Consider the following 23,671-nt stretch of genomic DNA (forward strand, 5'->3'; position numbering starts at 1 on the left):
GCTCTCGCTCGGGTTCATGTGGTTGACGGCGCCATGCTGGCGGTTCGCACCAAGGGACGCGAAGCCTTCGGGGCGGCTTGACGTCGCGGATCCCGTCCGCTGGCGAACCTCCACCACTCACCAACCGCACACATCCCACGGAGCTCACGCTCGAACACAGACTGGAAATCAGCGAGGTTGGTGAGTGACACAGGTCCGGGAATCGCCACAACTCCAGGCGGCCTGCCGTCCGGCCTCACCCGAAGGACGGGGTGTTGGCGTTGGGGACCACCATGGTGGGCTTGCTCGTTAGGCCTACGGACCAGATGTCGGTGGTTCCGGAGGGGGTGCGGAGGGGGTAGAGGAGGGTGGTGTTGTTCTGCCAGAGGGGTTGGTCGTCGAGGTTGCGGGGTTCGGGTGGGTGGGTGATGCGGTGGGTGGTGAGGTCGAGGACGGCCAGGCGCCAGGTGCCGTCGGAGACCTTTTGTTTGTAGGCGATCCGCTTGCCGTCCGGTGACAGTGACGGGCACTCGACGTTCTCGGCGATCGCCGTACCGCGGTAGCTGCGGTAGTCCGCCTCGATCAGGTACGTCTTCCCCTTGCTCCCCAGCGTCACGTAGAACCGGTTGCCGTCGGCACCGAATGTGATCCCCCAGTAGTTGATGTCCGAGGCGAAGTACCGCCGGCCGGCCACGAACACCGGTAGTTCCTCGATGCTCTTCACCAACCGCCCGGTGTCCACCTCGTAAAGCCCGGTCCGGGTCGAGAACCCGGTCGCCGCGTACGAGTCCCCGCTGACGAACAGCGTCCAGTTCACGATCCGCCCGTCCGGCGACACCCGCGCCCGGCTCGGCGTCCCCGGCAACGTCTCCCGGTGCCGCACGTTCAGCTGAGCGTCGAGCACGAGCATTTCGGTGAGTGGAGGCAACGACCCGGCTTTCAGCCGCAAGCAGATCGCCGTACGACGGGCAGCGGCGAACCGATCGCATCGCAACTCCCCCACCCGCCGCGTCGCGCCCGGCTCACGAACCGGTACGGCGGCCAGCTTCCCCGACTCCGGCCCGTCGGCCAGGTTCCGGAAGAACAACGTCGACCCATCCAGCGCCAGGGTTTGATCAACGATCACTGACATCGCGTTCTCGGTCGCACCGCCGTCACGGGCCGAGACCACATACGTCGTGGCACCGCCGATCAGCGCGAGGACGCCGATCACTGTGACGAGCAGCCGCCTCATCGCCGTACCTCCAGAGGTTTGATCACAGCTGCCGCAATCGTGACGGTCAGCAGGGCGACCGTCGTCGCGAGCAAGGCGAGGCGGATGTCCCACAGGGTCCATAGCAGGCCGACGGTGACGGCCGATGTCATCCGGGCCAACGCCTGCCCGGTCTGCAGGACCGCGAGACCGCTGGCCCGGAGATGCTCGGGCAATAGCGGCCCCACTGCGGCTGGGAGTACGCCGTCGGTCGCGGCGTAGAACGCGCCGTGGAGGGCGAGAGCCAGCCACCAGTTGCCGATCGGTCCGCACACCAGGAGGAGGGTGAGGACCAGCGCGAGGTGACCGGCGATGAAGACCTTCCAGCGGCCGATCCGGTCCCCCAACCGGCCGAGGGGTACGGCGAGCAGGAGGAACGTTCCGGCCGTCCCCAAGGGCAACAGCGGGAACAGCGAACTGTCGACGTCCCACCGACGCTGCACAGCCAAGTAGACGAACGAGTCGGTGATCGTGAACAGCCCGAGCGCCGCGGCCCACCCGCAGCACCGCCGAAAGCCCGCGATCCGCAGCAAACCGAACATCGCCCGCACCGGGACCCCCGTGGCCCCGGCAGGCGCGACCGCATCTGGCACGACGGCCGGCGCCCGATGGGGGTGGTCGCGGACCAGCATGACGAGCAGCAGTACGCCGCATGCCGCCAAGCAGAAGCTGCTCACGAAGACCGCGCTGAAGTCGCCGAGACTCGCCCACAACACCGCGGCCGCGACCAGCGGACCCAGGAGCGCGCCGCACGTATCGAGCGCCCGGTGCACCCCGAACGACCGGCCCATCGTCTCGGGCGAACTGCTCAACGAGATCAGCGCATCCCGCGGCGCCGTCCGAATCCCCTTCCCGGCCCGGTCGACCGCGAGCACCGCACCGATCGCCGGCACCGACGATCCGGCCGCGAGCAGTCCGAGCTTCGACACTGCCGACAGCGCGTACCCGATCCCGGCGACCGCCTTCAGCCGTCGCCAGCGATCGGCCAGGTGCCCGCCGACGAGACGCAGTACGGCGGTCGAACCGGCATAGAGACCGTCGAGCAGGCCGAACTGCAACGGGTTGAGTCCGAGTCCGAAGACGAGGTAGAGCGGCAGGACCGCGGTCACCATCTCAGCAGAGATGTCGGTGACCAGGCTGACCATGCCCAAGGCAACAACCACCCCGGGCACCCGGGCCAGCGGGGCGCGCGACCGCGCTGATCCAGCGGCCCGGGTGTCGGCGAGATACATGTCCCGTCAGCCCTTCAGTGACAGGTGTACGTCGGGCTGCTGTCCAGGACCGTGTTGTCCAGACCGATCAGCTGACTGCTGAACGTCGTGTCGGTCATCGACAGCTTCAGTGCGCCGTACTCCTGCAGCAGCTTGGCCGTCGCCGGATGCGCGGCGTGGACGTCGTACAGGGTCATGCCGCCGGTGCCGCCGATGATCTGGACCGGGCCGTTCGGGTCGGGATCGCCGTCGGCGTTCTGCGGCAGGAAGCGCTCGTAGTGGTGGTCGTGCCCGTTGAGCACCAGGTCGACCTTGGCGTCGACGAGGGTCTGCCACAGCTGAGTGCTGTCCGGGTTGTCGCCGTGATCGCCGGAGCTGAAGCGTGGGTGGTGGTAGTAGGCCGCGACGCACCCCTTGGTGGTCTTGGCGAGATCCTGTTTGAGCCAGGTGAGTTGCGGCGGCTCGGCCAGGCTGTCATGGGTGGTGAAGTCGTTCGAGTCGAGCGCGATGAAGTGCCAGTTGCCGAGGTCCCAGCTGTAGTAGTTCTTGCCCTGCGGTGTCGCGATCGAGCCGAAGTACTTGCGGTAACCCTCGAACGGTACGTCGTCGTACGTCTCGTGGTTGCCCGGGACCGGCTTGGTGATGCTCTTGAACCGGCCCCAGGACTTGTCGTAGTAGTTCCGGAAGTCCGACAGGTGCGCGTCGTCGTACTGGTTGTCGCCCATGGTCAGCACCGCGGCCGGCTTCATCGCCTCGACCAAACGCGCGGTCTTGGGGTGCACGCAGGTCGAGTCGTCGGGCGTGCACTGGGCCGCGATGTCACCGGCGGCCGCGAGGACGAACTGGCCGGTGCCGCCGGGGCTTGTCGTGATCGTGAGCGGTGTACTCGGCGCCGACTGGTTGCCGGCAAGATCGCGAGCACGGATCGCATACTTGTACGACGTGTTGGCTGTCAGACCGGTGTCGTTGTAGAAAGCGGTCGACGTGGACGCGACCACCGTGTCGTTGCGGAGTACGTCGTACCCGCTGACTCCGACGTTGTCGGTCGAAGCGGTCCAACTGAGGGCGGCCGAGGTCGCGGTGACGCCGGTCGCCTTGAGTCCGGTGGGTGTGCTCGGCGGCTGGGTGTCGCCGGTGGAGTCCTTCGTGCCGTAGACCTGGAGTTCCCAGAGCGAGTAGCCGTACGACGTGCCGCGTTTGGTGCCGACGAGACGGACATAGCGCCCGTGCGCCTCAAGGCCGGTCAGGTCGTCGGTACTGCCATTGCCGTCAGCAACTTCCTTGACCCTGCGGAAGGTAGTGCCGTCGTCGGAGATCTCGATCCGGTAGGCCTTCGTTTAGGCGGCCTCCCAGCTGAGCTTCACCCGCCGTACGGTCGCCGGCTGACCGAGATCGACCTTGATCCACTGTGGATCGACGCCTTCGGCACTGGCCCAGCGGGTCGACGTACTCCCGTCGACCGCACGGTCACCGGTCAACGTCTCCGCTTCGATGCTCGAGACAACAACCGGTTGTCGCTGTGACAGCAGCACATCCGCGGCCGGCTGCGCATCCGCGGCCGATCCACTGACGGCGCCGACCAGGACGACGGGCAGCACAACACTCATCCAGCGAAACTTCATCAGAACCTCCGGGGGCGGGCGGAGTAATTGTTAGGAAGGTTACCTATCAGTTGCGGAACCGTCCACCCCCTCGACACCTGGACGTCACTCACGGCAGGTTTGCGGTCATGATGGGACTACTGCGCAAGGTCGACGCCGTGACGATCCGGGTGCCCGACCTCGACACCGGCCTGGACTTCTACCGGGACCAACTCGGCCACGAGTTGCTGTGGCGGAACGACGAGATCAACCAGGCCGGCCTCCGCCTGCCGGACAGCGACACCGAGATCGTCCTCAGCACAGCCCTCGACTACGCCCCAACCTGGCTGGTGAGCTCAGCCGACGAAGCCGCCGAACAGATCGCGAGCAAGGGCGGCCGACTGGTCTCGGCACCCTTCGATGTCCCCGTCGGACGATGCGCCGTCGTCGAGGATCCGTTCGGCAACACCCTCGTGATTCTGGATCTGTCCAAGGGCCTCTACACCACCGACTCTCACGGAAAGGTCACCGGCGTCGAGTGACATGGCACCGTGACCCTCCGGCGCACCTAGGGTCTGGCATGATCGCCTGCCGCATCATTGGAGGACCATGTTCGCCGCCCGCTGTGCCGCCGTACTCCAGGAACTGAGCGGACGCGACGAACTCCTCGTGGAGATCGGGCCGGCCGACGCGGGCGTGAAGTTCCCGGATGCGCGCGAGGTCCTGGCGAAACACTTCTCCGCTGCCGTCCTCGGCGAGCTCCTGCCGTACGACCTCGGAGTAGAACGCGTCCACGCGGCCTGGCAAACGCCGGGTGGCGGGGAAGCAGCCGGCGAGATCTGCCTCAAGAACCTCGCCCTCGTGTTGTCGCGATTCCGGCCGCCACTGTGGGATCAGACCCTGACTCCTTCGGAGCGGCGAGTCTTGGCGAGCCTGGTGATCATCGACGAGCAGCCGTACGCCGGCATGGGTACGGCGACCGGACTGCGGATCACGAGTCCCGGCAGCGCGCCAGAGCTCTGGTTCTACGACAACTCACGATCCTTCCTCGGACGACTCGACCTCGAGTACGACGAGTACCTCGAGGCCGCCCTGGCAACGAAGGGTGCCTTCGGCTGGCAGTACTTGTTCACCGGGGTCAACCTGCGCGCCCCTCGATTCGGTTGGCACGTGGACAACCTGACGGCCGCCTTCGAGCGGCTGTCGACACTGTTCCCGTCGTACTCCTACCCGGACCTCCGCGCACGCCTCTCGAGTTGATGTCACCCACGCATCAACTGTGTGGAAAAGATGCATTGGACGGATGACTCTGACGCTGGTTGGCTCGGAGTATGCAGAAACGTGCGTTGGGACGAGTTGGTACTGAAGTCAGCCCGGTCGGGTTCGGGTGCTGGGCGATCGGCGGGCCGTTCACGAATCCGGCCGGGGATCCACTGGGGTGGGGTGAGGTCGACGACGACGAGTCGGTCCGGGCGATCCGCCGGGCCGTCGAACTCGGGGTGACGTTCTTCGACACGGCCGATGTGTACGGCGCCGGGCACAGCGAACGGGTGTTGGGCAAGGCGCTCGAGGGGATGCGGGACCAGGTGGTCATCGCGACCAAGTGGGGTAACACGTTCGACGAGTCGACTGCGGTCATGCACCACCAGGACAAGTCGGCCGAGTACGTGCACAAGGCGGTGCGGGCGTCGCTCGACCGGCTCGGGACCGACTACATCGACCTCTATCAGCTGCACTGCGACACGACCAACGAGGTCGCGCTGCCGTTGCGCGAGGCCTGCGAGGATCTCGTCCGGGAAGGACTGATCCGCAGCTACGCCTGGAGCACGGACACCGTCAGCAGTGCGGCGTTCTTCGCCGAGGGCGAGCACTGCGCGGCGGTGCAGCACGAGGCCAGCGTCCTGCACGACGCGCCGGAGATGTTCGCACTCTGCGAGAGCGCGGATCTCGCGAGCGTGAACAGAACGCCTTTGGGTATGGGCCTTCTCGGTCGCCGCAACTCGAACCAGCCGGCCACCGGTGCAGACATCCGCACCCTTCCCCCGGCCTGGCTCCGGTACTTCGACAAGGGCGGCGTACCCACTCCGGAATGGGCCGAGAAGGTGTCGGCGATCCGCGACCTGCTGGAGAGCGACGGCCGGACGTTGGCGCAGGGTGCGCTCGCCTGGTTGTGGGCTCGCAGCCCGCGGACGATTCCGATCCCGGGTTTCCGGACCGTCGCGCAAGCCGAGGAGAACGCGCGGGCGATGGAGTTCGGCCCGTTGCGGGACGACCAGATGGCGGAGATCGCGACGCTGCTCGGGCGGTGATGAATCCCCTGCGTGCGATTGGGTACCCGAACGGTGAGCAACCACCGAGAGGGTGAGAGAAGATGCGACTGATCGTCGACCGCAGTACCCGGCGCCGCGGTATCGCGGTGCAGGATCACGGGCATCCGTTCCTCAAGACCGCCGGGCTGACCGTTGCCGGCATCTGTGCCGGGATGGTGACCGAGTACCTGATGGACCCGGAGCGCGGCCGCGCCAGACGAGCCAAGCTGCGGGACAAGTCCGCACACGCCGCGCACGGGATGAGCAATCTCAACGGCCTGTCCAAGGACATGACGAACCGCGGCCGCGGGATGGCGATGGCCGCCCGCTACCGAGTCACCGGCCGGTGGACCGACGACTCCGTCCTGCACGACCGGGTCCGGGCCGAGCTCGGGCGGATGGTGAGCCACGCGCACGCTGTGCAGGTCCGGGTCGACAACGGAACCGTGACGCTGGTCGGCGACGTGCTCGCGGACGAGGAGAAGCAGGCTCGGCACGCGGTGAAACGAATCCCCGGCGTGAAGGACGTGGACGCCCAATGGACGGTCCATGACGAGCCGGGCGACGTACCCACACTGCAGGGAAAGGGACGCACCAAGCGCCCCCACATGACCAACTGACACCACCCCCTAGAACCAGCCCGGCGCTCTCGCCAACCGCGGCGGCGCCGGGCTGAGCCACGCCTGGATCCCACCCCGAGCTGATCCCGGCGGTCAGAAATTCGCCGGACGCGATCTCTTGCCGTCTGATTAGGTTTATCGATATACCTCTGAGGAACACCCCACCCCCGGGAGTCCTGATGAGGTCTGTTGTGCGGTCAGCCGGCCGGTTTGGTCGTACCGCGCTGGACCAGTTCGGCGGGCACGATCAGTTCCTTCGGGTCGCCGGTCGGGCCGCCGCTGATCTGGGCGACGAGCAGCGACGTGATCAGGTCGGCCATCTCCTCGTGCCCGGGGTTCACCGTGGACAGCGACGGGATCAGGTACGGCGCCTCGTCGATGTCGTCGAAGCCGACCACCTGGACGTCGTCCGGCACCCGCAGCCCGGCATCGGCCAGGGACCGAAGGGCGCCCATGGCAACCACATCGGTCAGGGCGAACACGGCGTCGAAGGCGATCCCGCGATCGACCAGCGACCGGATCGCGTCGTACCCCTCCTGCAAGGTGAAATTGCACCGGACGATCAGTTCGGGATCCATCGGTACGCCGGCCTCGGTGTGGGCCACCGCGTAGCCCTCGGCCCGCAGGGCCGGCATGTTGGCCACCCAGTCGGGGTTGCCGCCGAGCATGGCGATGCGCCGGGCGCCGGTGGCGAGCATGTGCGCGGTCGCCTGGCGGGCACCGTCGACGTTGTCCATCATCACGTGGTCGAACCGCGACGGCAGGGCCCGCTCACCGATCATCACCACCGGCGCGTCGGTACGGATCTGGGTCAGCTCGGCCGGGTCGATGTCCACCACGCTGAGGATCAGGCCGTCGTACATCCGCAGCCGGGAGAACGCGACCGCGTCCAGCTCACCCTCGCGGCCGCCTCCGGTGCGCTCCATCACGATCCGCAGCCCGTGCGCCTCGAACCGGTCCGCGAGCCGGCCGGCCAACTGGCCGAAGTACGGGCGCTCGAGCTCCGGAACCGCGAGCCCGACCACGCCGGTCCGGCCCGCGCGCAGGTGCCGGGCGGCCAGGTTGACCTGGTACCCGAGGTCGCTGATCGCGGCCAGCACCCGCTCCCGGGTCGCCGCGCCGACGCGCGGCCGCCCGTTGATCACGTTCGAAACGGTCATCGTGGACACCCCCGCGGACCGCGCCACATCGGCCATCGTCACCACGGTGGATGCCTTCTTCATGGTCCATACCTTAAACACCTTCTGGAGTTGCGATGAGAAAACGCCGGACAATGGCCGCGCTCGCGGCCCTCGCAATCGCCCTTCCGCTGGCCGCTTGTGGTGGTACGCCGGGGACCGGCGGCGACAGCAAGAAGCTGACGTTCTTCTCCTGGGACGGAGAAGAGACGATGAAACCGCTGATCGCCAAGTTCGAACAGGACAATCCCGGCGTCAAGGTCGAGTTCTCCAACGCCCCGCCGGTGGCGGAGTACATCTCCACCCTGCAGTCGCGGATTCTCGCGGGTACGGCGGCCGACGTGTTCGCCATCGCGGCGGAGAACAAGACCAACCTGATCAACGGCAAGCATGTCGTCGACCTGAAGGACAAGCCGTTCCTGAAGAACGTGCCGAAGTTCAACCAGACCACGTACTCCGGTCCGGACGGCGCCGTGTACGGAATGTCGGTCGCCTCCTGGGGCGCCGGGATCCTCTACAACAAGGACCTGCTGGCCAAGGCCGGGGCGACCACGATCCCGCAGACCTGGGACGAGTTCCTTGCCCTGTGCAAGAAGCTCAAGGATGCCGGCGTGACGCCGTACCTGGAGTCGGTACAGGCCATGTCCACGCCGCTGTCGGCGTTCCTCGGCGCCGAGAACGCGTCCACCGGCGACACCATGGACAAGAAGATCTTCGACGGGTCGGCGAAGTTCAAGGACTACTGGGTCGAGCCGCTGACGCAGTGGTCGCGGCTGTGGTCCGAGGGTCTCGTCACCCGCAACGTCGTCGGCCTGACTGGTGACCAGGTGCGCACCGAGTTCGCGACCGGTAAAGCCGCGATGATGATCGCCGGCCCGTGGGACGTGCCCGGCGTCCGCAAGGCGGCCCCCAAGCTGAACATCGAGATGGCGCCGATCCCCGGTATCAGCGGCGGCAAGCCGTACCTGGCCGGCGCGGCCAGCCCGGGCTACGCGATCAACTCGAAGGCGAAGAACCCGGAGCTGGCGGAGAAGTTCCTGACCTTCCTGGACACGCCCGAGGCGATGGGCCTGTACCAGAAGGCGACCGGCGCGATCACCGTCACCACGGACTTCGAGCCGACCCTCGACCCGGCGCTGGCACCGATCGTGAAGGACGTCCGGGCCGGCAACGTGTACCTGCCGCAGATCGCCTGGAAGCGGGCCGAGGACATCCTCAATGTCGAGGCGACCGCGCAACTGCAGTTGCTGGTGCAGGGCAAGGCCACCCCTGAACAGGTCGCGAACGCCCTCGACACCAAACTCGCGAGTACGTCGTGACCGCTGGACTGATGGCTCCGGCCGAGACCTCCCAGGAGGTTTCGGCCGGGGCCGGCCGGCCGCGGTTCAACTGGGCGCGGGCCCGTGAGACCTCCGCGAACCAGCTGTTCCTGGTGCCGGTCGCACTGGTCTTCGTGGTGCTCCTGGTGGTGCCGCTGACGCAGACGTTCTACTGGAGTTTCACCGACTTCACCGGCTACTCGGCCGACGTGAAGTTCGTCGGGCTGTCGAACTACGGCAAGGTGCTGACCGACCCGTCGATGCTGGCCGGTCTCGGCTTCACGCTGGCGTTCACCATCGGTTCGGCGCTGCTGATCACGGTCTTCGCGATCCCGCTGGCCGTCGTACTGAACAGGAAGTTCTTCGGGCGGAACTTCGTCCGCTCGGTGTTCTTCTTCCCGGCCATCCCGAGTATCGCGATCCTCGGCCTGGTCTGGGCCTACATCCTGTCCCCGCTCGGATCGGGTGTGCTCAACTCGGTGCTGGAGAGTCTGTTCAACGCCGGGCCGTACCCCTGGTTGTCGGACGAGACGCTGGCGCGGCTGTCGGTGATCGTGGTCGCGGTCTGGGGCGGCACCGGCTGGCACGCGATGCTGTACCTGGCGTACCTGCAGTCGATCCCGGCCGACTACTACGAGGTCGCGACCATCGACGGGGCGTCGCCGCGACAGCAGTTCTTCCACATCACGCTGCCGTTGCTCACCCCGGCCGTTGTCATCAGCAACTTCCTGCTGATGACCGGCGGGCTCAAGGTCTTCGACCTGCCGTACACCCTGACCAAGGGCGGTCCGGGCTATTCGACGTACACGATCACGCAGTCGATCATCACCAGCGGTGTCGCGCAGGGGCGGTACGGGCTGGCCTCGGCACTGGCCGTGCTGTTCACCTTCGCGGTCGGCATCGTCGCCGTCGCCCAACTGTGGGTCTCCCGCCGGATCGAACGGAGGGTGCTGTGAAACAACGACGTTCACCGGTCACCAGTGTGGTGATGATCGCGCTGGCCGGTCTGGTCGGCGTACCGCTGTATTACATCGTCGTCAACACGGTGAAGACGCAGGAAGAGATGGCCCGGTCGCCGCTGGGGCTGCCGACGCGGCTGTTCCTGGACAACTATCAGCGGGTCTTCGAGACGGTGCCGCTGGGGCGGAGCTTCGTGAACACGTTGCTGGTCACGGTGGCCTCGATCCTGGTGATGCTGTTCGTCGGCTCCACCGCGGCGTACGCGATGGCGATGCGGGCCAGCCGGTTCAACCGGTTCTTCGGCGCGCTGCTGCTGCTCGGGTTCATCGTGCCGGGACAGTCGACGCTGATCCCGCTCTACCGGATGCTGGTCGGGGTCGAACTGGTCGACACGCTGCGCGGGCTGGTGGTGATCTACACCGGCGGCTCGATCTTCGTCTACTTCCTGATCCAGGGATACATCAGCCGGCTGCCGTTCGAGATCATCGAGGCGGCCCGGATCGACGGTGCCGGACCGTTCCAGATCTACTGGCGGATCGTGCTGCCGCTGATCCGGCCGATCCTGGCCACCGTCGGGGTGTTCCAGACGATGTGGATCTGGAACGACTTCATCACCCCGAACGTCTTCCTCAGCTCACCGGAGAAGCAGACGCTGGTGATGCAGGTGTACCGCTCGGTCGGCGAGTTCAGCACCGACTGGCCGGGCTTCATGACGATGAGCGTGGTGGTACTGATCCCGATGGTCGTCTTCTTCATCCTCACCCAGCGCCACATCGTCGACGGCCTGCTGGCGGGAAGCGTGAAGTCCTGATGCGTGCACCGTCACCGCTCTACACCGACCCGATCCACCTGGCCCCGACCGATCCGAGCCTGATCGCCGGGCCGGACGGATCGTGGTGGATGTTCTACACCCAGCGCCGCGCCCGCGAACCCGACGGCGGCACCCGTTGGGTGCACGGCACCGACATCGGCGTGGCCAGGTCCGTCGACGGCGGCCTGAGCTGGAGGTACGACGGAGTCGCGGCCGGCCTCGATCCCCATCCGGGCCGCAACACGCTGTGGGCGCCGGAGGTGATCCTCGCCGGGGATCGCTATCACATGTTCACCAGCTACATCCCCGGCATACCGGACCGCTGGGAAGGGCATCCGCGAACGATCCTGCACCACACGTCGACCGACCTGATCGACTGGCGGTACGACGGTGTGCTGCCACTGTCCTCGGACCGGGTCATCGACGCGTGTGCCCTCGAGTTGCCCGGTGGTGGATGGCGACTCTGGTACAAGGACGAGGCCCACGGGTCGACCACCTGGTCGGTGGATTCGCCGGATCTCACCGAGTGGTCGGCTCCGGTCGAGGTGATCGGTGGGGCTCCGCACGAAGGGCCGAACGTGTTCCGGCTCGGCGAGTTCTACTGGATGATCACCGACGAGTGGCGCGGGCAGGCCGTGTACCGGTCATCCGACCTGACCACCTGGGAACCGGCCGGCCGGATCCTCGACGAACCGGGATCGCGGTCATTGGACCGGGGCTTCGGTCATCACGCGGATGTGGTGGTGGGCCGGGACGAGAACGGGCTCGAGGTGGGCTGGATCTTCTACTTCACCCATCGGACCTTCGCCACTCTCAACGAACACAGTGTCGACAACGTGGTAGATCCGCAGCGGCTGACCGACATTCACGTCGCGGTGCTCCGCGCCGAGGGTGACCGGCTCAGCTGTGACCGCGACGCACCGGTCGCTCTCGACCTGCGTCGTACCGTCTGAAACATCAAGAAAACAAGGAGACTTAGTTGTCCAAGGCATCGTCGTCGCGGGTCGTGATCGATCTGGACGTCTCTGGTCCGACCATCAGCCGGCACCTGTACGGGCATTTCGCCGAGCACCTCGGGCGGTGTATCTACGGCGGTTTCTACGTCGGGGAGGACTCCGACCTGCCGAACGAGGGCGGGATCCGGCTCGATGTGGTCGAGGCGCTGAAGGCGCTGAACATCCCCAACCTGCGCTGGCCGGGTGGCTGTTTCGCGGACGAGTACCACTGGAAGGACGGTATCGGCCCGAAGGCGGACCGGCCGTCGATGATCAACACGCACTGGGGCAACGTCGAGGAGAACAACCACTTCGGCACCCACGAGTTCATGGCCCTGTGCGAGCTGCTCGGCGCCGACCCGTACGTGAACGGCAACGTCGGCAGCGGGACCGTCCAGGAGATGAGCGAGTGGGTCGAGTACCTGACCCGCGACGGCGACAGCCCGATGGTCCGGCTGCGCAAGGCGAACGGCCGGGACGAGCCGTGGAAGGTGCCGTTCTGGGGTGTCGGCAACGAGACCTGGGGCTGCGGCGGCAACATGCGGGCCGAGGCGTACGCCGATCTGGCCCGCCGGTACGCCACCTTCTGCCGGGACCACGGCGACAACAAGCTCTACCGGATCGCGGCGGGTGCGTCGGACGACGACCTGAACTGGACCGAGGCGCTGATGAAGGCGATCAGCTGCCTCGGCTGCGGCCGGGACCCGAAGAACATCTTCCAGGCGATCTCGTTCCACTACTACACGATCGCCGGGAGCTGGGCGAACAAGGGCCGGGCGACCGAGTTCGACCTGGACGACTACTACCGGACCATGATCAAGGCGCAGGACATCGAGCGGGTGATCCGCGGGCACTCCGCGGTGATGGACGCGTACGACCCGGAGCGCAAGGTCGGCCTGGTCCTCGACGAGTGGGGCACCTGGTGGGACGTCGAGCCGGGCACGAACCCCGGGTTCCTGTTCCAGCAGAACGCGATGCGCGACGCGCTGGTCGCGAGCCTGCACTTCGACGTGTTCCACCGGCACGCGGACCGGCTGGTGATGGCGAACATCGCGCAGACCGTCAACGTGCTGCAGGCGATGGTGCTGACCGATGACGACGGTGGCCTGGTGCTCACCCCGACGTACCACGTGTTCGAGATGAACAAGGGCCACCACGAGGCGACGGCCGTCCCGGTGCACCTGGTCGAGCAGCCGGAGCCGTACGAGCTGGACGGCAAGACGATGGAGCTGTTGTCCGCGTCGGCCAGTGTGAAGGACGGCAAGGCGCTGATCTCGGTCAGCAACCTGGACCCGAGCTCGTCGGCGGACGTCGTACTGGATCTGCGCGGTGCGGAGATCCGCAACCCGTCCGGACGGTTGCTGACGGCATCGAAACCGCAGTCCTACAACACGACCACCGACACCGCCGTGGCCCCAGTCGCGTTGACCGGGCTGGAAGCGGACCCGCGCGGTCTGCGGGTCACGCTTCCGCCGCACTCCTTCGCGACCGTCAGTCTCGACGTGTGACCGAGATCTGGAACTCGTGCACCCAGTTGGCGGGGTTCTCCGGGTCGAACTGCAAGGTGACCTCCCGGGCGTACCCCTGGCTGCGGTAGCCGTTGTCCTCGATCCAGCGGGCCAGCGTCTGCATGCTGCGATCGGCCTCCATCATGTCGCCTTGGTGCACGATGGTGGCGGCCTGCGGGAGTTCGGGTAGTTCGTGCAAGTCGACGTCGGCGATCCTGCCGGCGTCGACGGGTACGGCGGCGTGGACGAGGATCTGGTCGTCCGCCGCATCCTCGTAGTACGCGATCGGTGAGCCGGACGGCATCACGCCGGCGGCACCGAGGCGGTCGAACAACTGGCCGAACAGTGGCTGGATGACCGGGCCGATGTCCTCACCGTCGTAGCTCTTGGAGAGCGCGCTGAGTTCGGCGACCTTGGCCGGGGCGATGCGTTTCAGGACGACGTCTTCGATGGGCATGTGACCTTCCTTCTCGATCAGCCGGAGCCTCGCCTCGACACTGACCAGCCGGGACGCACTCCGCGCCAGCTCGTCCTCGAGTTGCGCCTGCCGCAGCCGCAGCATGCCGCGCAGTTCCTCCGCGGACAGCTTGGCGTCGACCATCTCGTGCACCTGTTGCAGGGTGAACCCGAGATCCTTGAGCGCGATGATCCGGTTCAGCCGGCTGAACTGGTCCGCCGAGTAGTAGCGGTACCCGGTCGCCTCGTCGACGACCGCCGGCCGGAGCAGCCCGATCGCGTCGTAGTGCCGGAGCATCCGGGCAGACACCTGCCCGAACGCCGCGAAGTCTCCGATGGTGAACATGCGACCACCTTGTGGCTTGACACTGTGTGAAGGTCAAGCATGCCGGTGGTTCAGGAGGAGACGCTGGTCCGGCGGTCGCGGACGGCGGCGACGGCGAAGCCGGCCAGCATCAGGGCGACGCCGCCGGTGCCGAGGCCGACCACCACATCGCCACGGCTGTCGAGGCGTGGGTCGCACTGCATCGGCGTGATGCCCTTGTCGGGCTGGAAGACCGAGCCGCAGTTCCGGCCGTCGACGGTGACCGGGCGGATGGCGAACACCACCCCGGCGATCAGCAGGACCACACCCACCGCGCCGAGAACCTTGCTCAGCACTGCCCGTCTCGCAGCGCAACTCGCCGAGCCGGCGGAACGGCAGCGGCAAGGACCGACCACACCTGCCTGGTCAGACCTCGCATATGGCGTTCACGCTCCCTGGTTGCCCGGTAACATTTGATCAAATCTAACGCAGCTAGCCCTCACCGCTGAAGTCCGGACCCGACCCCGGATTGAATCTTCACCCTTTTCTAACGATCCACAGCGCGGAAGTGTTCAAACGTTCAGCTTCGCGACCAAGGAGCCGGCGGCACGCCCGTGCGCCACGTCGGAGAGGGCGCGGTCGACCTCGGCGAACGGGACGACGGTCGTATGTGCGGTGACCGGCAACCGCTCGATCAGCCGGAACAGCTCCTCACCGTCGCGACGGGTGTTGGAGGTGACGCTGCGCAGATCGCGCTCATGGAACAGGTGCCGTTCGTAGTTGAGGGCCGGTACGTCGCTCAAGTAGATCCCGGCCACCGACACCGTCCCACCCGGCTTGACCGCTTCCAGGGCCAACGGCACCACGTCGCCGGCCGGAGCGAACACGATGGCCGAGTCGAGCGGGACGGGCGGGCGGTCTGCCGTCTCGCCGACGTACGCGGCACCAAGAGAGCGGGCCAGCTCCCGGTTCCGCTCACCGCGGGTCATCACGAACAACTCGGCTCCTTGCGCGGCCGCCAGTTGTGCCGTGAGGTGGGCGCTCGAGCCGAAGCCGTAGATCCCCAGCCGTCCGCCCGGCGGCAGGCTGGCCCGCAGCAGCGAGCGGTAGCCGATGATCCCCGCACAGAGGAACGGCGCCAACTCCTCGGCCGGCCGATCGGCCGGCAACGAATACGCGTAGTCCTGCGGCACTACGGCGTACTCGGCGAATCCGCCGTCCGCGTCCCAGCCCGTGTACGACGATCGCGGACAGAGGTTCTCGGATCCCGCCCGACAGAACTCGCACACCCCGCAGGTCCCCCGCAGCCAGGCGATCCCGACCCGATCCCCAGCCGCGAACCGCTCGGCCCCGGTGCCGCGTCCCACGACCGAGCCCACCACCTGATGCCCCGGCACCACGCCCGGACGCCGGGGCTCCAGATCGCCCTCACACAGATGCAGATCGGTCCGGCAGATCCCACACGCCTCCACCTTGACCAGTACCTCTCCCGCCCCGGGTTCCGGCACCGTACGACGTACGCGCTGCAACGGCCCGCCATCGATCGGTCCCGGCCGGTCCACCGCCCACACGTCCATCAGGTCGCCCATGCCTCGACGATCTCAGCCACCGGTCCCCTGTCGCCACCATGGTTCGTCCTCGTCGGGCTCCGGCTCGTCCTGGGTGTCGACGTCCGGGAGGCGTTCGTCGAGAATGCGGTCCGCGGCATCCGGTGGTGGCAGGTGCAACAGCGTGATCTCGTCGAGGTCGGGCGCTTGGCCCGAGTCTGTGTCCCCGTTCATGTCCCCGTCCCCCTTGTTCGACTCCGTTCCTTCGACGGTAGGACCGGCCTGGCTCAGGAGCCCTTTCAAAACGCTTTCAGGCGACCCGCTGCAGTGCCCGCTCCCGCCGCGCGGCGACCTTGGAGCCGGACTCCCGCCGGGCCATCCGGCGCAGTACGACGGGTGCGATCGCCAGGCCGATCACGGCCCAGACTCCGAGTACGGCGGCCGTCTCCAGGTGCCGCCAGGAGCCGCCGATCTCGACCACGACCGCGCTGTCGGGTAGCAACGCCGAGCGCATGCCGAGGCCCATCCAGTAGATCGGGCTGAGCTGGCCGATCCACTCCAGCCAATTCGGCAGCGCGGTGATCGGGTAGAAGATGCCGGAGATCGCGATCATGCCGAGCACTGGCAACTGGATCAGTCCCTGCGACCGGGCGGAGGTGAAGATCGAGCCCAGGATCGCGCCGATCGGCAGGGTCGCGACCATCCCGAGCAGCAGCACCCAGACCAGCGTCAGCCAGCCGACGGCCGAGCCGAGCGCCAGCCCATCCACGATCAGCAGGCCCGGGATCAGCAGGATGGCCAGGTCGGCGAGCAGCCCGCCGGCCACCGAGACGACCTTGCCGACGAGGAAGCCGAGCATCCCGTCCGGGGTCGCCTTGGCCCGCAGTAACGTGCCGTCCTCGCGATCCGCAGTGAGTTGCTGGCTCATGCTGACCATGCCCATCGCCGCGTTCATGCCGAGGATGCTCGGCAACGCGAGCGCGCCGAGCAGGAACCCGGTCGAGCCGAAGTCCCGGTTCCGCAGGAAGAACAGCGCGGCCAGCATCAGCACCGGCCAGAGGAAGTGACTGAACAGTTCCGGGCCGTTGGTGAAGGACTGGCGCAACTCGATCAGGCCGCGCGTCCAGCCGGCCCGGATGGCTGCGGCTCTCATGCCGCCGACTCCTCTCCGCGCACCAGCGCGAGATACGTGTCTTCAAGGGAGGCACGGCGTACTTCGAGTTCGCGAACGGCCTCGCCGTACTGCGCGAAGAGGCCGCGGACGAACTCGGTCGAGTCGGCCGTGGACTTGCGGAACTGCTCGCCGTCGATGCTCCAGCGGACCTCGTCCTGGCCGGCGATCAGTGTGGTGAGCTCGGCCGGCGTTCCGGCCGCGACGATCCGGCCGGCGGTGAGGATCAGGATGCGATCCGCCAGTTTGCTGGCCTCGTCGAGGTCGTGGGTGGTGAGCAGGATCGTGGTCTCGTATTCGGCGGCGAGGCGTCGGACCAGCTCGTGGAACTCGTATCTGGCCTGCGGATCGAAGCCGGTGGTCGGCTCGTCCAGGAACAGCAGCTCGGGCCGGCCGACGATCCCGATCGCGACGTCCAGGCGGCGTCGCTGGCCGCCGGACAGGGTCCTGATCTTCGTGTTCGCGTGCTCGGTGAGGCCGGCCGCCTCGAGCAGTTCACCGGTGTCCCAGGGCCGGTCGATGGTGCTGGTCGAGTACGGCGCGTAGTACGTGCCGAGGTGGTGCAAGAGTTCACGCACGCGCCAGTTGCCGTGGTCGCGCCACGACTGCAGCACGATGCCGAGCCGCGACCGCCAGCACTCGTCGCCGTGGGCCGGGTCGACCCCGAGCACCTGGACCTTCCCGGCCGAGCGCAGCCGGAACCCCTCGAGGATCTCGATGGTGGTGCTCTTGCCCGCGCCGTTCGGGCCGAGCAGGGCGACGACCTCGCCGTGGCGGGCCCGGAACGAGACGTCGTGCAGGACCTCCGTACTGCCGTAGCGCATCCGCAGGCCGTCGACCGCCAGCACCATGAGCAGCTCTCCCTTCTAGTTCACGAATGCCTGAAAGCTACGTTGCGTTCAGTCAACCGGCAATCAGCAAGTCCCCTCAGAGCCCTGACTTTCCGGCGGAAACGTGGCAATCTGTGCACTGCGATGACGGTGAATGCAACCCATCGTTGCAATGAGCTGACGATGAACGCACCGAGGAGGGATCGATGCCGGGAGGCAGGCTGACGCACGAGAACCGGCGGGAGATCGCGGCCGGGCTGGCGGCCGGTCTCGGGTACGCCGAGATCGCCCGGCAGCTGGACCGGCCGACGTCGACCATCAGCCGCGAGGTCGCCCGCAACGGCGGCGCGCACGGCTACCGGGCCGACCACGCGCACTACGCGACCACCTCGCGCAGCCGCCGGAGCAAGCCGGCCACTTCCGACCGCGAGCCGGTGGCCGATGCGTACGGGCGCTCTCCCGACCTTGTGCACGATTTCGCCGAGCGGTTCGCCGCGATGATGGTCGACGGCGGCCTACCGCGGATGGCCGCCCGCGTCCTCGCCCAGCTGTACACGGCCGACACACGCAGCCTGACCGCGGCCGATCTGGTCCGCTCGCTCCGCGTCAGCCCAGCGTCGATCTCCAAGGCGGTCGGCTATCTCGAGCAGGTCGGGATGATCCACCGCGAACCCGACCCGCGCCGCCGGCTGCAGCACTTCATCATCGCCGAGGACGTCTGGACGCAGGCGTGGAAGGTGAGCGCCCGCACCAACCTGAACTGGGCCGAGACCGCGACCGAAGGCGCCGACCTGCTCGGCCCGGACACCCCGGCAGGCGTTCGGCTGACCAAGATGGCCGACTTCTTCCACCGCCTGGGCGAGGACATGGCCGGAGGCCCGTCCTTCGAGCTCATCGACGACGCCTTCACCGTCCTCGCCGCGCTCCTGCACGCGACCCGTCCACTCACCGCAGACGAACTCGCCACCGCCCTCGGCTGGCCGCCCGCGCGCATGACGGACGCCCTGGCCAATGCGGCGAAGTACACCGAGTACACCGACCCGGTCGTCCTCGACCAGCCGACCTCGGAGACCTACACCGCGATCCCGAAACCGGCCCGGCTCACCCCGGATCAGCTGGCCTCGCTCAGGTAGGCCCCGGGTACGGATGCAGGCCGGCCGGATAATCGTTGCCGTGGGCCACCAACCAGCCGGCCGAGTCGACGATCAGCGCGGCGGTGACGTCGAAGGCGTTCAGACTGTCGCCGTCACCCGCAGCCAGATTGGCCACATGCCCACCGGCGAACAGCAGCACCTCGCGTGCGCCGACCTGATGACTCGTGACTGCCGGCACCAGTTCCTGACCGTTGCCCAGAGCATCGAGGTCGATCTCGTCGGCGGAGTGCCCGGCGTTGACCAACAGGCATCCGTCCTTCAGGTTCCGGATGACTTCCGCGGAGACGGTCCCGGTCCGCCCGGTCGCGGTGACGATGATGTCGGCCCGGTCCCCGATCCGCTCCACCACCTCGAACCCGTCGTACGACGCGATCAGTGCCCGACCCGGATCGAGTTCAGCGACTTGCACGATCGCCCCGAGGCTGCGCGCCGTCCGGGCCAGGCCGCCGCCGACTTCGCCGTACCCGACGACCAGTACGTCGAGACCATGCAACGAGAGCTGGGTGCGGGCGAGGACCGTGTGCCACGTACTCGTGCCGACCGTGAACCGGTTGTGCAGCTGGTTCTTCACCGGTACGCCGTCCAGGTCGAACACCGGATGGGTCAACGCCAGCCCGGCGACCCGGTTGATCCCGGTCCGCGTCATCTCGATCCCCGCGACGATCCCGCCGTACTCGCGTGCCGCCGCCTCGACGACCACGTCGCCACCCATCTCTACGGTGTGCGTCGGCTCCCACTCGACACACGCGGCCGGCGTGGTGACCTCGATCCCCCAGCTCTCGACCAGTCGCCGTACGTCGTCCCGCGTCGTCGCCGGGTCGGCCGGATGCAGAATCACCGCGGCCCCGGCCTCCCGGTAGGCCTGAAGGAACAGCGCCGACTTCAGATCGATGTGCGCGGTGACGGCCAGTCGCACAGCGGAAAGATCCGGCAACCGCTCAGCCGCAGCAGCAGTCCGCTGCATCCAGCGCCGCGCCCACGCAAGCCGCTGCTCGAGCTCGACCCCTTGCCACGCCGTCTTCGGAAGCTCCACCCGTCCACGATGTCACAGACCGACGAGCGACCTCAGAAGGCGGCCGGTGATCAGGCCGTCCGCCAGGCCGAGTTCGACCAGGTCGTCGAAGATCGATTGGTCGGCCGCGGCGGCGCGGATACCTGCGTCGAGGATGCGGCCGGAGCGGGTGAGCTGTGCAGTGAGTGCGGTGTGCCGGAGGTGCTTGCCGAGCAGATGGTTCGTTTGACGGCGGTACGACGTACCGGCATCCGTACTGTCATTGCGCAGTGCATCGGCGACCGCACGACCGGCGAGCAGACCGGTCGCGACGGCGTAGTAGATGCCCTCACCGGTCATCGGGTTGATCAGCCCGGCCGCGTCACCGGCCAGCATCACCGGCCCCGGCTGCGGACGCCAGGACCAGCTCGACAACGGCAAGTGGTGACCCCACCACGACTTCCCGCCATCGGTCGCTCCTGGCAGCAACGTCTCCAGGTGTCTCAGCAGATCCGCTCTGGTCGGCCGGCTGGTCGTGAGCTGTTCGCCGTACCCGACGTTCGACCAGCCGTCGCCGCGATCGAAGGACCACGCGTACGACGGTTGCTTCCCCGGACCGTATGCGATGACCTGACTCGCGGCCCGGCCCGGCGGGGTCGGCGCGTACCCACGGATCGCGAGTGCCACCGGACCCGGCTTCACCCCGAGATCCCGCCGTACGACGGAATGCGCGCCGTCCGCACCGACGACGAACCGGGCCTCCAGGTCGCCGTCCACGATGACGGATTGTTTCGCGATCTCGATCCCGCGGACGCGTCGGCGGACGAGTTCGGCACCGGCCGTCCGGGCCGCGTCCGCGAGGCGCTGGTCGAAGACGGTCCGCGGCACCACCCAGTTCGGCCGGGCCATGTCCCGGTCGACCCCAACCTCACCGCGGGTCAGCGCGAACCGTCGTACTGGTGTCCAATCGTCGACAATCCCGGTGACGCCGACCTCGGCCAGCAGATCGAACACATGGGGCGCGATCCCGTCCCCACACGCCTTGTCCCGCGGGAAGTCGTGCCGATCCAGCAGCAGTACCGACAGGGTGGGATCGACCGCCAACGCCCCGAGCGCCGCGGAAGCCCCGGCCGGTCCGGCCCCGACGACCACGAGATCCCACACATCCTCAAGGTAGCGCGCACGCGACCTCAAGACGGGCTCCTGGAGCAGGGTGGCCAGGCGCACGGATCCATAGCGTCAGCAGTGACTTCGAGGAGGATCGATGAAACTGCTACTGGTGCTGGCGCTGCTGTCGGGTACGACAGCTGCCACGGAAGAACCACCCGCCATTCGATGGCACCACTGTCAGCTCAACGAGGCAGACGCCGAGGGAGCCAAGCTGGATCAAGCCGAGGCGGAGTGCGGTGAGCTGGAGGTGCCGCTGGACTACAGCCGCCCGGACGGGCCCAAGATCACCATCGCGATGTCGCGGCTGAAGGCGAAGGGTGACCGGATCGGCGCAATGGTGCTCAACGACGGCGGACCGGGTGGGCCCGGGCTGAGCATGCCGTTACGGCTGCGGGACACGATGAAGGAGGCCGGGACGCGGTACGACCTGATCGGACTGGATCCACGGTTCGTCGGCCGCAGTACGCCGGTGGACTGCAAGCTGCCGGTCGCGGGCTGGCCGTGGTCCGGCGGCAGCGATCGGTCGTCGTACCAACGAGCAACGCGGCTGCAGGCTGACATAGCGGCGAGGTGTGGTGCTGAGGAGGGGTCAGTACTGCAGTACGTCAACACCCGGAACACCGCCCGGGACATCGACCAGGTCCGGATCGCGCTCGGCGAGAACAAGATCTCGTACCTCGGCTACTCCTACGGCACCTACCTCGGCGCGGTCTACCTGCAGCTGTTCCCCGGCCGCACGAATCGCGTCGTCCTGGACGGGCCGATGGATCCGGCGACCTACGGCCCACAGCTCCTGCGCGACGTGGGCCCGGCCAACGAGGCCGCGCTGCGGGACTGGGCGACCTGGGCGGCCGCGCGACACTCGACGTACCAGTTGGGTACGACGACCAACCAAGTGCTGGCGAAGGTCGATCGGATCTATCAAGTGGCGGCCGGCAAGGGACTGCGGATCGGCAAGCACACACTCGACGACAGCTCCATGCCGATGGTGCTGTTCGGACCGCTGGCCGACGACCGTGATCCGGCTCGGGCTCTCTACACCAGCTTCGTGCAGACGTTGCTGAAGGCCACCAACGGACCGGTTGAACCGGGTGCCGACCTCGGCGGGTTCCTCGACGCATTGCTGACGCCGGCGCTGTCGCAGCTCGTGAGCGGTATGACCGCGATCGCGTGTGGCGACCGGGCCGTGCCTCGCGATCCGCAGGTCTACTGGCGCGACATCCAGAAGCACCGGCGCGAGGAACCGCACTTCGCTGCGCTCACCCGGATGATCTCCCCCTGCGCCTTCTGGCCGGTGCAGCCACAGGAGCCGCCGACCACGATCGCGAACCAGGAGCCGGCTCTGATCGTCGCCGCCGACGGTGACCCGCGCGCCATCTACGCGAACGCCGCGCAACTGCAGAAGGGATTGACCAAGACCCGCTTGCTGACCCTCAAGAACGCCCGCAAGCACGGCATCTTCGGTGAGTACGGCAACGACTGCGTCGACGACCGAGTCGTCTCGTATCTCCTCAGCGGCCGGCTCCCGGCGACCGACCAGACCTGCTAGGTCCCCGGGCGCTTGCCGGGTTTGTTGGCCCGACGGGACGTCGAACGGCGTGGACGCGGAACCAGGCGGTCGGCGTGGCCGGTGGACTCGCTCCACGAAACGACCGGACGAGCCTCGTCGAGATCCACGATCTTCGGCGGTGGCGGAACGAAGATGTGGATGGTCTCCTCATCGTCCGGCGAAGGTGGTGGCGGTGGCGGCTGGACCGGCGCGGGCTTGGCCCGAGCGGCCGACTCCTTGCTCACCCGCGGCGCGGGCGCCGCCACTGCCACCGCGGCGATCGGTGCACGGACCGGTCGCCGCGGGAGCTTGGTCCGGAGCTCGATGCCCAGCGCGTCGATCAGCTTGCTGCAGGCAACGATCGCCATCGCGACCGCCACCACCGTGCAGCCGGCGAACAGCACGGCCTGTCCGCCGGCCGACCAGTTCGACGGATCGGTACGGCGCATCGCGGCGATCATCGCGACCACCATGGCGTTGGTGAGGCCGAAGGCGACCGCCACCCCGACCGTGCGCAGCAGCACCGCCCGCTCCAGCCCGACGTCGTCGGCCACCGCGACCAGACCGGCGATCAGACCGGCCAGCACCGGCACGGTGTACACCAGCGCCAGCGTGAGCCCGGGGCTCGCCACCAGGTAGAACACATCGAAAACGAGGGCTGTCCCGGTCAACGCGGCCGCGAAACACACCACCATCGGCGGGTACGACCGCACGATGGCCACCGCATCCGCGGGCACCGTCCTGATCATCCGGAACGCCAAAACCACCCGACTCCAT

General features: G+C 67.6%; 25 protein-coding genes. 11 read left to right on the forward strand and 14 right to left on the reverse strand.

Features of this window, described 5'->3' with window-relative positions:
- Positions 1-235 precede the first annotated feature (235 nt).
- The 4 genes from V9K99_RS08450 to V9K99_RS08465 are packed head-to-tail and all read right to left on the reverse strand — an operon-like array spanning position 236 to position 4,064.
- On the reverse strand, positions 236-1,213 hold the full coding sequence (locus V9K99_RS08450; RefSeq protein WP_337322938.1) for a TolB family protein: 978 nt from the start codon (positions 1,211-1,213) through the stop codon (positions 236-238).
- The gene (locus tag V9K99_RS08455) at positions 1,210-2,463 is read right to left on the reverse strand and encodes an MFS transporter (protein WP_337322937.1); all 1,254 of its coding nucleotides are present in this window, start codon (positions 2,461-2,463) and stop codon (positions 1,210-1,212) included. Before V9K99_RS08455 ends, V9K99_RS08450 begins: the two co-directional genes overlap by 4 nt.
- A 14-nt stretch (positions 2,464-2,477) precedes the next feature.
- Entirely contained in the window at positions 2,478-3,764 is a 1,287-nt protein-coding gene (locus V9K99_RS08460; protein WP_337336384.1) for a fibronectin type III domain-containing protein, read from the reverse strand.
- Positions 3,765-3,779: 15 nt separating this feature from the next.
- Positions 3,780-4,064 carry a discoidin domain-containing protein gene (locus V9K99_RS08465; protein ID WP_337322936.1) on the reverse strand — a complete coding sequence of 95 codons (285 nt, stop codon included), beginning with the start codon at positions 4,062-4,064 and terminating at the stop codon, positions 3,780-3,782.
- Between the two features lie 107 nt (positions 4,065-4,171).
- Here V9K99_RS08465 and V9K99_RS08470 point away from each other — a divergent pair, with 107 nt between their 5' ends.
- From V9K99_RS08470 to V9K99_RS08485, 4 genes are all read left to right on the forward strand, one after another.
- Positions 4,172-4,564 carry a VOC family protein gene (locus tag V9K99_RS08470; RefSeq protein WP_337322935.1) on the forward strand — a complete coding sequence of 131 codons (393 nt, stop codon included), beginning with the start codon at positions 4,172-4,174 and terminating at the stop codon, positions 4,562-4,564.
- Between the two features lie 67 nt (positions 4,565-4,631).
- Complete coding sequence (locus tag V9K99_RS08475; RefSeq protein ID WP_337322934.1) at positions 4,632-5,282, forward strand: hypothetical protein; 651 nt, start codon at positions 4,632-4,634, stop codon at positions 5,280-5,282.
- A gap of 71 nt (positions 5,283-5,353) precedes the next feature.
- The gene (locus V9K99_RS08480) at positions 5,354-6,331 is read left to right on the forward strand and encodes an aldo/keto reductase (protein ID WP_337322933.1); all 978 of its coding nucleotides are present in this window, start codon (positions 5,354-5,356) and stop codon (positions 6,329-6,331) included.
- A 62-nt stretch (positions 6,332-6,393) separates the two neighbouring features.
- Entirely contained in the window at positions 6,394-6,951 is a 558-nt protein-coding gene (locus tag V9K99_RS08485) for a BON domain-containing protein (protein ID WP_337322932.1), read from the forward strand.
- A gap of 197 nt (positions 6,952-7,148) precedes the next feature.
- Here the strand turns inward: V9K99_RS08485 and V9K99_RS08490 are convergent, their stop codons facing one another.
- Complete coding sequence (locus V9K99_RS08490) at positions 7,149-8,174, reverse strand: LacI family DNA-binding transcriptional regulator (protein WP_337322931.1); 1,026 nt, start codon at positions 8,172-8,174, stop codon at positions 7,149-7,151.
- Positions 8,175-8,206: 32 nt separating this feature from the next.
- On the opposite strand from V9K99_RS08490, the gene V9K99_RS08495 reads away from it, so the two are divergent.
- The 5 genes from V9K99_RS08495 to V9K99_RS08515 are packed head-to-tail and all read left to right on the forward strand — an operon-like array spanning position 8,207 to position 13,722.
- The gene (locus V9K99_RS08495; RefSeq protein WP_337322930.1) at positions 8,207-9,448 is read left to right on the forward strand and encodes an ABC transporter substrate-binding protein; all 1,242 of its coding nucleotides are present in this window, start codon (positions 8,207-8,209) and stop codon (positions 9,446-9,448) included.
- The gene (locus V9K99_RS08500) at positions 9,445-10,404 is read left to right on the forward strand and encodes a carbohydrate ABC transporter permease (RefSeq protein ID WP_337322929.1); all 960 of its coding nucleotides are present in this window, start codon (positions 9,445-9,447) and stop codon (positions 10,402-10,404) included. Before V9K99_RS08495 ends, V9K99_RS08500 begins: the two co-directional genes overlap by 4 nt.
- On the forward strand, positions 10,401-11,219 hold the full coding sequence (locus V9K99_RS08505; protein WP_337322928.1) for a carbohydrate ABC transporter permease: 819 nt from the start codon (positions 10,401-10,403) through the stop codon (positions 11,217-11,219). The genes V9K99_RS08500 and V9K99_RS08505 overlap by 4 nt, the downstream gene beginning before the upstream one ends.
- Entirely contained in the window at positions 11,219-12,172 is a 954-nt protein-coding gene (locus V9K99_RS08510) for a hypothetical protein (protein WP_337322927.1), read from the forward strand. Before V9K99_RS08505 ends, V9K99_RS08510 begins: the two co-directional genes overlap by 1 nt.
- A 26-nt stretch (positions 12,173-12,198) precedes the next feature.
- Positions 12,199-13,722: an alpha-N-arabinofuranosidase gene (locus tag V9K99_RS08515; protein WP_337322926.1), complete on the forward strand. Its 1,524-nt coding sequence runs from the start codon at positions 12,199-12,201 to the stop codon at positions 13,720-13,722.
- On the opposite strand, the gene V9K99_RS08520 is transcribed toward V9K99_RS08515, so the two are convergent.
- The 6 genes from V9K99_RS08520 to V9K99_RS08545 all read right to left on the reverse strand — a co-directional run bounded on the left by V9K99_RS08520 (position 13,706) and on the right by V9K99_RS08545 (position 18,051).
- Positions 13,706-14,524: a MerR family transcriptional regulator gene (locus V9K99_RS08520; protein WP_337322925.1), complete on the reverse strand. Its 819-nt coding sequence runs from the start codon at positions 14,522-14,524 to the stop codon at positions 13,706-13,708. The genes V9K99_RS08515 and V9K99_RS08520 overlap by 17 nt on opposite strands.
- Before the next feature lie 50 nt (positions 14,525-14,574).
- Positions 14,575-14,838 (reverse strand): hypothetical protein, encoded by a 264-nt coding sequence (locus V9K99_RS08525; RefSeq protein WP_337322924.1) that lies wholly within the window; start codon positions 14,836-14,838, stop codon positions 14,575-14,577.
- A 216-nt stretch (positions 14,839-15,054) separates the two neighbouring features.
- Positions 15,055-16,071 carry a zinc-dependent alcohol dehydrogenase family protein gene (locus V9K99_RS08530; protein ID WP_337322923.1) on the reverse strand — a complete coding sequence of 339 codons (1,017 nt, stop codon included), beginning with the start codon at positions 16,069-16,071 and terminating at the stop codon, positions 15,055-15,057.
- 12 nt (positions 16,072-16,083) lie between these two features.
- Positions 16,084-16,263, reverse strand: a complete 180-nt coding sequence (locus V9K99_RS08535; RefSeq protein ID WP_337322922.1) for a hypothetical protein — start codon at positions 16,261-16,263, stop codon at positions 16,084-16,086.
- A gap of 76 nt (positions 16,264-16,339) precedes the next feature.
- Positions 16,340-17,182, reverse strand: coding sequence for an ABC transporter permease (locus V9K99_RS08540; protein WP_337322921.1), 843 nt, complete (start codon positions 17,180-17,182; stop codon positions 16,340-16,342).
- The gene (locus V9K99_RS08545; protein ID WP_337322920.1) at positions 17,179-18,051 is read right to left on the reverse strand and encodes an ABC transporter ATP-binding protein; all 873 of its coding nucleotides are present in this window, start codon (positions 18,049-18,051) and stop codon (positions 17,179-17,181) included. The genes V9K99_RS08540 and V9K99_RS08545 overlap by 4 nt, the downstream gene beginning before the upstream one ends.
- 185 nt (positions 18,052-18,236) lie before the next feature.
- Between V9K99_RS08545 and V9K99_RS08550 the strand changes: the two genes are divergently transcribed.
- A complete protein-coding gene (locus V9K99_RS08550) occupies positions 18,237-19,163 on the forward strand; it encodes a GbsR/MarR family transcriptional regulator (RefSeq protein WP_337322919.1) in 927 nt (308 codons plus the stop codon).
- Here the strand turns inward: V9K99_RS08550 and V9K99_RS08555 are convergent.
- Together V9K99_RS08555 and V9K99_RS08560 are read right to left on the reverse strand one after the other, a co-directional pair.
- On the reverse strand, positions 19,156-20,217 hold the full coding sequence (locus V9K99_RS08555) for an NAD(P)-dependent oxidoreductase (RefSeq protein ID WP_337322918.1): 1,062 nt from the start codon (positions 20,215-20,217) through the stop codon (positions 19,156-19,158). The genes V9K99_RS08550 and V9K99_RS08555 overlap by 8 nt on opposite strands.
- A gap of 12 nt (positions 20,218-20,229) precedes the next feature.
- The gene (locus V9K99_RS08560) at positions 20,230-21,339 is read right to left on the reverse strand and encodes an NAD(P)/FAD-dependent oxidoreductase (RefSeq protein ID WP_337322917.1); all 1,110 of its coding nucleotides are present in this window, start codon (positions 21,337-21,339) and stop codon (positions 20,230-20,232) included.
- A gap of 100 nt (positions 21,340-21,439) precedes the next feature.
- Here V9K99_RS08560 and V9K99_RS08565 point away from each other — a divergent pair, with 100 nt between their 5' ends.
- A complete protein-coding gene (locus V9K99_RS08565) occupies positions 21,440-22,894 on the forward strand; it encodes an alpha/beta hydrolase (RefSeq protein WP_337322916.1) in 1,455 nt (484 codons plus the stop codon).
- On the opposite strand, the gene V9K99_RS08570 is transcribed toward V9K99_RS08565, so the two are convergent.
- A complete protein-coding gene (locus V9K99_RS08570) occupies positions 22,891-23,661 on the reverse strand; it encodes a hypothetical protein (protein ID WP_337336378.1) in 771 nt (256 codons plus the stop codon). The genes V9K99_RS08565 and V9K99_RS08570 overlap by 4 nt on opposite strands.
- Positions 23,662-23,671 lie beyond the last annotated feature (10 nt).

This window comes from Kribbella sp. CCNWLW201, from assembly GCF_037203805.1.
In the GTDB taxonomy this organism is placed as follows: domain Bacteria; phylum Actinomycetota; class Actinomycetes; order Propionibacteriales; family Kribbellaceae; genus Kribbella.

What these genes read in the sequence shown, in the direction of transcription:
- V9K99_RS08550 (WP_337322919.1), top strand. Translation starts at nt 18,237, where the DNA reads ATGCCGGGAGGCAGGCTGACGCACGAGAACCGGCGGGAGATCGCGGCC.
- V9K99_RS08490 (WP_337322931.1), bottom strand. Translation starts at nt 8,174, where the DNA reads ATGAAGAAGGCATCCACCGTGGTGACGATGGCCGATGTGGCGCGGTCC.
- V9K99_RS08520 (WP_337322925.1), bottom strand. Translation starts at nt 14,524, where the DNA reads ATGTTCACCATCGGAGACTTCGCGGCGTTCGGGCAGGTGTCTGCCCGG.
- V9K99_RS08475 (WP_337322934.1), top strand. Translation starts at nt 4,632, where the DNA reads ATGTTCGCCGCCCGCTGTGCCGCCGTACTCCAGGAACTGAGCGGACGC.
- V9K99_RS08480 (WP_337322933.1), top strand. Translation starts at nt 5,354, where the DNA reads ATGCAGAAACGTGCGTTGGGACGAGTTGGTACTGAAGTCAGCCCGGTC.
- V9K99_RS08455 (WP_337322937.1), bottom strand. Translation starts at nt 2,463, where the DNA reads ATGTATCTCGCCGACACCCGGGCCGCTGGATCAGCGCGGTCGCGCGCC.
- V9K99_RS08450 (WP_337322938.1), bottom strand. Translation starts at nt 1,213, where the DNA reads ATGAGGCGGCTGCTCGTCACAGTGATCGGCGTCCTCGCGCTGATCGGC.
- V9K99_RS08510 (WP_337322927.1), top strand. Translation starts at nt 11,219, where the DNA reads ATGCGTGCACCGTCACCGCTCTACACCGACCCGATCCACCTGGCCCCG.
- V9K99_RS08530 (WP_337322923.1), bottom strand. Translation starts at nt 16,071, where the DNA reads ATGGGCGACCTGATGGACGTGTGGGCGGTGGACCGGCCGGGACCGATC.
- V9K99_RS08465 (WP_337322936.1), bottom strand. Translation starts at nt 4,064, where the DNA reads ATGAAGTTTCGCTGGATGAGTGTTGTGCTGCCCGTCGTCCTGGTCGGC.
- V9K99_RS08535 (WP_337322922.1), bottom strand. Translation starts at nt 16,263, where the DNA reads ATGAACGGGGACACAGACTCGGGCCAAGCGCCCGACCTCGACGAGATC.
- V9K99_RS08495 (WP_337322930.1), top strand. Translation starts at nt 8,207, where the DNA reads ATGAGAAAACGCCGGACAATGGCCGCGCTCGCGGCCCTCGCAATCGCC.
- V9K99_RS08485 (WP_337322932.1), top strand. Translation starts at nt 6,394, where the DNA reads ATGCGACTGATCGTCGACCGCAGTACCCGGCGCCGCGGTATCGCGGTG.
- V9K99_RS08565 (WP_337322916.1), top strand. Translation starts at nt 21,440, where the DNA reads ATGAAACTGCTACTGGTGCTGGCGCTGCTGTCGGGTACGACAGCTGCC.
- V9K99_RS08545 (WP_337322920.1), bottom strand. Translation starts at nt 18,051, where the DNA reads ATGGTGCTGGCGGTCGACGGCCTGCGGATGCGCTACGGCAGTACGGAG.
- V9K99_RS08540 (WP_337322921.1), bottom strand. Translation starts at nt 17,182, where the DNA reads ATGAGAGCCGCAGCCATCCGGGCCGGCTGGACGCGCGGCCTGATCGAG.
- V9K99_RS08470 (WP_337322935.1), top strand. Translation starts at nt 4,172, where the DNA reads ATGATGGGACTACTGCGCAAGGTCGACGCCGTGACGATCCGGGTGCCC.